Origin of the sequence: Streptomyces sp. MS191 (genome assembly GCF_008042125.1) — a bacterium.
Lineage (GTDB): Bacteria > Actinomycetota > Actinomycetes > Streptomycetales > Streptomycetaceae > Streptomyces.
The window spans coordinates 1-8005 of record NZ_RDBI01000069.1; the positions used below are offsets into that span (position 1 = coordinate 1).

Here is an 8005-nt window from a genome sequence, read left to right on the forward strand (position 1 = left end):
ACGTTAGGAAGGGCCCAGCCTGCCGGACCCGACGATCCGTGCCCGATCCGGTCGGGTGCCGAGCGCCGGACCGGGCGCCCGCGAGACGTCGCGATCGTGTGCGGGAAACGGCCGGGCGCATGACGTTCGCACTCCGTCACCACGCCGTCCGTGCCGTCCGCGCCGACAGTGTCGTCGGCGCCGGACGGGCCGACCGGGAGCGCGATCTCGGCCCAGATGGTGTGGCTGTCGTCCGAGAGGCGAGATCCCCAGCCGGAGCACAGGGCGTCGATGAGGAAGAGGCCCCGGCCCCGCTCCCCGAGCGTGAAGGACGGATGCCGCCACCGCGCGCGGACGCGGGCCACGTCCATTCCGCGCCCCGCGTCGCCGACCTCGACGCGGACGGCCCCGTCGGCCGGGGCGAGCACGACGGACAGGGTGACCGGCGGACCTCCGTGCAGCGAGGCGTTCGCGATCAGCTCGGTGACGACGAGCATCACGTCGTCGACGACGGAGGCGCACCCGCGGGCCGTGAGGCCGGCACGGATCTGCCCCCGCAGGAGAGTCATGCTTTCCGGTGTGTGCGCACACCCCTCGACGATCTTCATCGGGCTACACCTCATAAGACGCTTTACCTGTCATTCGGCACGAGGGCCCCTCTCGGATTGCCTCCGGGGAGGATTTCCCCGGTGCCCGGCCGTTTCCCGCACACGATCGCGACGTCTCGCGGGCGCCCGGTCCGGCGCTCGGCACCCGACCGGATCGGGCACGGATCGTCGGGTCCGGCAGGCTGGGCCCTTCCTAACGTGGTGGGCGAAAGGGAAGGAGCGCGGGATGCTGGAACGGCTGAACGAGGCCATGGAGCACATCGAGTCCCATCTGGATCAGCCGATCGACGTGGCCGAGCTCGCGCGGACGGCGATGACGTCGGAGTACCACTTCCGGCGGATGTTCTCGGCGCTCGCGGGCCAGCCGCTGTCGGAGTACGTCCGGCGTCGGCGGCTTTCGGTTGCGGGCGCCGAGGTGCTCGCCGGTGAGCGGACGCTGCTGGACATCGCGACGCGGTACGGCTACGGCTCGGGTGAGGGGTTCGCGCGGGCGTTCCGTGCGATGCACGGGGTCGGTCCGGGCGACGCCCGGCGGACCGGTGCGGCTCTGCAGTCCCAGCCCCGGCTCTCCTTCCGACTGGTCGTCGAAGGGAACAGCAGCATGCGATACAGGATCGTGGACAAGGAGAACTTCCGTGTGGTCGGCAGGAAGGCTCGGGTGCCGCTCGTCCACGAGGGCGTCAATCCGGCGATCGCGGCGTTCATCCGGGGCATCGGCGCCGACACGCTGGAGCGGATGGCGGCCTTGTCGGACCAGGAGCCGGCGGGCGTCGTCGCGGTGAGCGACCAGCTCGATCCGAGCCGGGCGGAGGGCACCGAACTCGACTACTACCACGGGGTGGTGACCTCCGCCGAGGCCCCGGCGGACATGGACGCACTGGCCGTCACGGCGGGGTCGTGGGCCGTCTTCGAGAACGCGGGCCCGTTCCCGCAGGCGCTCCAGTACCTGTGGCGGGACGTGTTCACCCAGTGGTTCCCGTCGCACCCGTACCGCAGCAGGCCGGGCCCGGAGATCCTGCGGGTGAGCCTGTCCGAGGACGCGACGGAGGCGACCGCCGAACTCTGGATCCCGGTGGAACGGGCCTCCGTCTGAGCCCCTCGCACGGGGGGGGCGGAGCGGGCCGTGAACCACGGCCCGCTCCGGTCCGGTGGCCGGCCGCACCGCCCCGGAAACCCTCACGAGCCGCGCGCCGCCCCGTGAGAAGATCCTTTCGCCCTGCCCCATGGCGACCGTGGAAGGTGACGATGTACGCGATATCCCTGGGTGACGACGGTGCGGAGCTGTGCCCTCTCGAACCCTGGCAGGCCGGGGAGTTCCTCGCCCACATCGACCGGGGACGGGAGTTCATCGGCCGGTACAACGGACTGCCCGACGTCGTCACGGACCTGGATTCGAGCCGCGCCTTCCTCCAGGCGTACGCGGACAGGACGGCGGCGGACACCGGCCGCATCCACGGCATCCGGAGCGACGGCGTGCTGGTCGGCGCGGTGATCCTGCGGACGCTGGACGTGGCGCAGGGGCTCGCCGAGGCGGGCTGCTGGCTGGAGCCGGCGGCCGTCGGCCGGGGGCTGGTCACCCGGGCCGTGCGGGTTCTGCTGGACTGGGCCTTCGACAGCCGTGGCGTCCACCGGGTGGAGTGGGTGGTGTCCTCGGGCAACGCGCCGAGCATCGCGGTCGCCCGGCGCCTGGGGATGACCAGGGACGCGGTCCTGCGCGAGAGCCACCTCTACCGGGGCCGTCGTCACGACGAGGAGGTCTGGTCGGTGCTCGCCCCGCAGTGGCGGGCCGCCCGGCAGTCGTCCTGACCCTGGAGGCGGTCCGGGGCGGTCGGGCCGGGCGTACGGGAACCGCCCGCACGGGGTGGAACGTCCTGTGCCACGAGGCCGGTCGACCGGGGGGGGGACGGGATGAGCGACGAGGACGCGGACCGCGGCCATGACCAGGGCGGCGTGCGCAGGAGCAACACGTGGTGGACCATCGGCACCGTCGTCGTGATGGTGGCCTGGCTCGTCTTCCTCTTCTCGCTCGTAGAGGAGGATCGCGGCCCGATCTGCGGGACGGGCCAGGACAAGCACCCCTGCTGAACCGGCTCGGCAGGCAGCGCCTCCCGCGGCGCCGGTGCGGCGGCCGCGGGAGACGTCCAGGTCCTGTCCGTCAGCCCACCGTCCACTTCTGGTTCGCTCCGCCGGAGCAGGTCCAGAGCTGGAGCCGGGTGCCGTTGGCGGAGCTGTTGCCCGTCGCGTCCAGGCACTTGCCGGCCTGTGGGTTGACGATGTCCCGGGCCGCGTTGGCGTCCCAGCGCTGGGCCGCCGTGCCGTTGCACTCCCAGAGCTGGACGAGCGTGCCGTCCGCGGTGCCGCCGGAAGCGGCGTCGAGGCACTTGCCCAGTGCCCGGATCGTGCCGTCCGCGCCGACGGTCCACTGCTGGGCCGCGGTGCCGTTGCAGTCGTAGAGCTGCACCGCGGTGCCGTTGGCCGTGCCGGCGGCGGCGACGTCGACGCACTTGCCGCCCAGTCCGGTGATCCGGCCCGCGGTGCCCGGGGTGTCCCCGGTGGTGACGCGGACGTGGTCCACGACGAGCTGCTGCGGGAAGGCGGTGGAGCCGTCCGGGTCTCCGGGCCAGTAGCCGCCGACCGCGAGGTTCAGGATGAGGAAGAAGGGCTTGTTGAAGACCCAGGTGCGGCCACCGAGATCGGCGGGCGTACGGGTCTGGTACACGGTCCCGTCGACCGACCAGGTGATCCGGTCGGGAGCCCAGTCGACGGCGAAGGTGTGGAACGCGTCGGCGAACGCCTGCCCGCCGGGGAGCGTGTAGCCGGCGCCGATGCCGCCCGCTCCGGAGTAGCCCGGCCCGTGGAGGGTGCCGTGGACGGTGGAGGGCTCGAAGCCGACGTTCTCCATGACGTCGATCTCGCCGGAGTTCGGCCATCCGACCTGGCCGAGGTCGTTGCCGAGCATCCAGAACGCCGGCCACATGCCCTGGCCGCGGGGCACCTTCATCCGCGCCTCGACCCGGCCGTACTGCGCGGTGAAGCGCCCGGCGGTGTTCAGCCGGGCCGAGGTGTACTCGCACCGGCCGTACCAGCAGTTGTAGTTGCCGGGGTTCTCGCGACGGGCGGTGATGACGAGATGGCCCTGGCCGTCGAGCGCGGCATTGGCGGTCCCCGCCGTGTAGTACTGCCGTTCGTGGTTGTTGACGTTGTCGCCGGTCTCCAGCTGCCAGCGTCCGGCGTTGACGGCGGAGCCGGCGGGCCCGTCGAAGTCCTCGGCGAACGTGACGGCGGCCACCTGGGCGGCGGGCTCCGCCCGCGTGGCGCTCGCGGCGGCGGGACCGGGAGCGGCGGCCGCGAGGCCGAGTAACAGGGCGGCGCCCGCGAGGGCCGACAGCGCCGACCTCAGGGGGCGTCGGGGGGTGCGGGAGGAGTGCATGGCTCTCTCTTCCGTCGGTGTGGGGGGAGGAGCGGCCTGCCGGASGCCGAGGGCCGCAGGGAGACCACGGGCAGCCATGGGCATGACATGCCTCGGCGTCCGGCAGGCGGCCACTTCTTTATCGCCTCCATGATTTAAGAAGTAAGTTAAGTGCCCGTCAAGAGCCTGGCAGGACCCGCGTGCACGGGCTCCGCACCCCCGGGGCCCCCGGCACGGAACCGGTCCGGCGCGTGGCACCCCCCGAGGGGCGGACATGCCGACGGCGCCCGTACCGGGGTACGGGCGCCGTCGGCGACAAGAGACGCGAGGCCGGGTCTCAGCCGCGAATGATGTTCTCCGCCTGCGGGCCCTTCTGGCCCTGCGTGATGTCGAAGGTGACGGTCTCACCCTCCGTCAGTTCGCGGTATCCGTTGCCGGAGATGTTGGAGTAGTGAGCGAAGACGTCCGGTCCGCCGCCGTCCTGGGCGATGAAGCCGAAGCCCTTTTCGGAGTTGAACCACTTCACGGTGCCGCTGGCCATGCTTGTCCCTCTGGTCAATTCAGCAGCGGCACGGACGGCCGCTGCGGCGCGCACTGCGAGCGCCTGATCCAGTATTCCCCGTCCCGCCCCGTGCCTACACCCTTTGGCCCGATCTTGTCGGGCGACATCGGACGGCACGGTCACTGCAGGCGCCACTTCTGGTTGGCGGCGCCGGTGCAGGACCAGATCTGCGCCCTGGTCCCGTCGGCGGAGCTGTTGCCGGAGGCGTCCAGGCACCTGTCGGCCGGCACGTTCACCAGATCGGCCGATGCCGACTCCGGTCGCCACCGCTGGGCGCCGGAGCCGTTGCACGTGTAGAGCTGCACCTTGGTGCCGTCGGCCGTCGCCCCGGAGGCCACGTCCAGGCACTTGCCGAGCGCCCGGACCGTGCCGTCGGTGCGGACGGTCCAGCGCTGGGCAGCCGTGCCGTTGCAGGTCCAGAGCTGGACGGCCGTACCGTCCGCGTCCGCGCCGCCCGCGACGTCGAGGCACTTGCCGGCCAGGCCCACCAGGGCACCGGTCCGCTCGGAGCCGCCGTCCTGGGCGCCCGACCAGGTGAAGGTCGCGGACGTCCGTCCCGGAAGGGAGTAGGTGTAGCGCTGGGATCCCCAGTTGACGGTGAGCGTCTGCGCCGCGGTGGAGTCGTTGTAGGCGATGAGCGCCTTCGAGCCGTCCGGGTTGCGCCAGGCGACGTTCGGTACGGCCGCGCTGCCGGTGGAGGCGATCCGGTGCGCGCCCGGCTTCACGAACTTCGTGAGGTGCCCCATGGTGTAGTACTCGACGGTGTAGTCCACCTGGCCGTGCCGGGAGTCGCCGTTGTGGACCGTGATCAGGCCGTCGCAGGTGCCGCAGCCGCCGTTGTGCGGCCCCCGGTTCTGGTCGACCGCCAGGGACCACTTGGTCACGGACTTCGCCCAGTTGCGGGTGTAGTCGATGATGTTCGCCATGTCCTCGCGCTGCTGGTGCGCGATCCAGGTCCCGCCGGAGTGTTCGGTCTGGAAGGCGTCCAGCTGCGGGTGACGGTTGTGGACGTCCGTCTGCTTCGCCACGTCGCCGCCGTAGCCGTGCCAGGCGACTCCGCCGAAGTTCGGATGGTCGCGCACCGCCGCGTCGTCGACCGTCTGGGCGGCGTAGGCGTCGTAGGTGTCCCAGTTCCAGTCATGGGCGAGGACCTTCGCGCCGAGGCCCGCCGACCGGAGCTTGGGCAGCAGCTCGTTCCTGGTGAAGTAGGCGAGGCCCGAGGCGTTCCAGCTCATCGACGGGTAGCCGGCGCAGCAGGTCGGCTCGTTCTGCGCCGTGACGTAGTCGACCGAAACGCCCTGGTCGCGCCACGCCTGGAGGTACTTCACGAAGTAGTCGGCGTAGACGCCGTAGTGCTCGGCCTTGAGCCAGCCCCCGTTGAGGGAGCCGCTGTCCTTCATCCAGGCGGGCGCGGTCCAGGGTGAGGCGACGAGCGTCAGCCCGGGGTTGAGCTGCCGGGCCTGCCGGGTCAGGGGCAGGACGTCCTGGAGGTCGTGGGCGAGGGTGAACTTCGCCAGCGTGGGGTCGGTCTGACCGGCCGGCAGGTCGTCGTAGGTGTAGCCGAAGCGGGCGAGGTCGGAGCCGCCCATGGGGTTGCGCACGAAGGAGAGCCCGATCCCCTCCGTCGGCGAGAACAGCTTCCGCATCGTCTCGTCGCGGGTTGCCTGGGAGAGGGCCCCGGATCCCTTCATGAGCCAGGCGGCGGTGTCCGTGAAGGAGGCGCCGCCGCCGGTGAAGGTCTGGTAGCGGGTGTTCTCGTCGACGGTGATGTTCGTGCCGCCCCCGCCGGTACCGGCCTGGAAGGCGACCGGGGGCTGCTGCTGGAGGCCGCGGGTGACGTGGCGCCCTCCGGCGTCGTCGGTGGTGGTGAGCCAGATGTTCACCTGTTCGCCCGCGGCCTGCGCGATGCCGGCGGTCAGACCGGTGAGGCCGGCCGTGGCGAGCGTGCCGGCGAGGAGCGCCCTCGCGAGCCTGCCGGCGAACCGCGGCCGCTGCGTCGATCGGATCATGGCGGTGCCCTTCTCGGCGGAGTGTGGGGGTGGCGCTGTGGACCGAGTGATGGACCGAGGCGTGAGTGAACTGCCCCCTGGGGCACCCGTCAAGGCTTCGCGCATTCAGAGCTTGAACACACAACTCCGGCTCCGGAACGTGAACTTGGGAATCCAGCCGTTGTCGACGTGAACTCTTGACGGCATGGCGGCCTGCCTGTTGACTCGCCGCACCGCGCCGGAACCGGTTCCGGAAGCGGTTCCGACAGCGATGTCAGCCGACGGCGGCCGGTGCCCGGACCGCTGTCCGTCACCGACGGGGAGGCCCCTGATGCGTGTCACGATCGCTGACGTCGCACGTCAGGCGGGTGTCAGCAAGACGACCGTGTCCCGGGTCATGAACGCCGGGGCCGAGGTGGACGCCGGGACCGCCGCCCGTGTTCGTGAAGTGATCGCGGGTCTGGGCTATGTACCGAGCTCCGGGGCGGTCGGCCTGGCGCGTGGCAGCAGCCGCATCATCGGCATGCTGACGCCGTCGCTCACCTGGCCGTGGATGGGCGAGGTGCTGCAGGGGGTCGTCGACACCGTCGAGGCGGCCGGTTACGGGCTGCTGCTGTTCACCTGCAACCGGGGCGCGGACTCGGTCGGCCACTTCGCCGCCCAGGTCTCGGCCCGGGCCTTCGACGGACTGCTCGTCGTCGAGCCGGAGAACACCCTCGACACGATCACGGCCATGCACCGGCGCGGACTGCCCGTCGTGATGATCGACGACCGCGGCCACCACCCGCTCTTCCCCTCGGTCGCCACCACGAACCGGGCCGGTGGCGCGTCCGCCGCCGCACACCTCCTCGCCTCGGGCCGCACCCGCCCCCTCGTCGTCACCGGACGCCGCGACTTCGGCTGCGTGCGCGAGCGGCTGGCGGGGTTCCGTGAGGTCCTGCCCACCGAGCTCGTCATCGCGGGCGAGTTCACCGAGGACACGGGGCGATCGGCGGTCGAGCGGGCGCTCGCCGAAGGGTGGGACTTCGACAGCGTCGTCGCGCACAACGACCTGATCGCGGCGGGCGCGCTGCGGTCCCTGCGCGCGGCGGGACGCGTCGTCCCGGACGACGTGGCCGTCGTGGGCTTCGACGACATCCCGATGGCCCGGCACACCGAACCACCGCTGACCACGGTCCGCCAGCCCATGCGGCGCATGGGCGAGACTGCCGCCGGAATGCTGCTCGCCGCGCTGGCCGGCGAGTCCGTCCCCGTCGAACCGGTCGTCCTGCCCACCGAACTCGTCGTCCGACGCTCCGCGCCGGCGCGCTGAGCCGGCCGGCGCGGGGCCGCGCCGCCGACCCCTCGCCACCTCCCCCTCGAAGCGGTCGACGGCCACCGGAGCGGGCTCGTCGGCGGCGGCGCTCGGCAGGGCTCCGGCGAGCAGCCCGCCGAGGAGGGCGGTGGCGGCGATCGCCGC

8 protein-coding genes are annotated in these 8005 nt (G+C 72.0%); 4 read left to right on the top strand and 4 right to left on the bottom strand.

Annotated elements, in window-relative coordinates; translation table 11 throughout:
• On the bottom strand, positions 1–548 hold a 548-nt coding region (locus EAO71_RS32625), incomplete at its 3' end, for an ATP-binding protein (protein WP_187282917.1).
• 265 nt (positions 549–813) lie between these two features.
• Between EAO71_RS32625 and EAO71_RS32630 the strand changes: the two genes are divergently transcribed.
• The 3 genes from EAO71_RS32630 to EAO71_RS37985 all read left to right on the top strand — a co-directional run bounded on the left by EAO71_RS32630 (position 814) and on the right by EAO71_RS37985 (position 2672).
• Entirely contained in the window at positions 814–1680 is an 867-nt protein-coding gene (locus EAO71_RS32630) for an AraC family transcriptional regulator (protein WP_147981441.1), read from the top strand.
• Between the two features lie 152 nt (positions 1681–1832).
• Positions 1833–2393, top strand: a complete 561-nt coding sequence (locus EAO71_RS32635) for a GNAT family N-acetyltransferase (RefSeq protein WP_147981442.1) — start codon at positions 1833–1835, stop codon at positions 2391–2393.
• A 102-nt stretch (positions 2394–2495) separates the two neighbouring features.
• Positions 2496–2672 carry a hypothetical protein gene (locus tag EAO71_RS37985; RefSeq protein WP_187282918.1) on the top strand — a complete coding sequence of 59 codons (177 nt, stop codon included), beginning with the start codon at positions 2496–2498 and terminating at the stop codon, positions 2670–2672.
• A 70-nt stretch (positions 2673–2742) separates the two neighbouring features.
• Here EAO71_RS37985 and EAO71_RS32640 read toward each other — a convergent pair whose 3' ends face one another.
• The 3 genes from EAO71_RS32640 to EAO71_RS32650 all read right to left on the bottom strand — a co-directional run bounded on the left by EAO71_RS32640 (position 2743) and on the right by EAO71_RS32650 (position 6567).
• On the bottom strand, positions 2743–4017 hold the full coding sequence (locus EAO71_RS32640; protein ID WP_147981443.1) for a glycoside hydrolase family 16 protein: 1275 nt from the start codon (positions 4015–4017) through the stop codon (positions 2743–2745).
• Positions 4018–4333: 316 nt separating this feature from the next.
• Positions 4334–4537 carry a cold-shock protein gene (locus EAO71_RS32645; RefSeq protein ID WP_147981444.1) on the bottom strand — a complete coding sequence of 68 codons (204 nt, stop codon included), beginning with the start codon at positions 4535–4537 and terminating at the stop codon, positions 4334–4336.
• A 140-nt stretch (positions 4538–4677) separates the two neighbouring features.
• On the bottom strand, positions 4678–6567 hold the full coding sequence (locus EAO71_RS32650; RefSeq protein WP_147981445.1) for a ricin-type beta-trefoil lectin domain protein: 1890 nt from the start codon (positions 6565–6567) through the stop codon (positions 4678–4680).
• A 310-nt stretch (positions 6568–6877) separates the two neighbouring features.
• Here EAO71_RS32650 and EAO71_RS32655 point away from each other — a divergent pair, with 310 nt between their 5' ends.
• Positions 6878–7858, top strand: a complete 981-nt coding sequence (locus EAO71_RS32655; protein ID WP_147981446.1) for a LacI family DNA-binding transcriptional regulator — start codon at positions 6878–6880, stop codon at positions 7856–7858.
• The last annotated feature ends 147 nt before the right edge of the window (positions 7859–8005 follow it).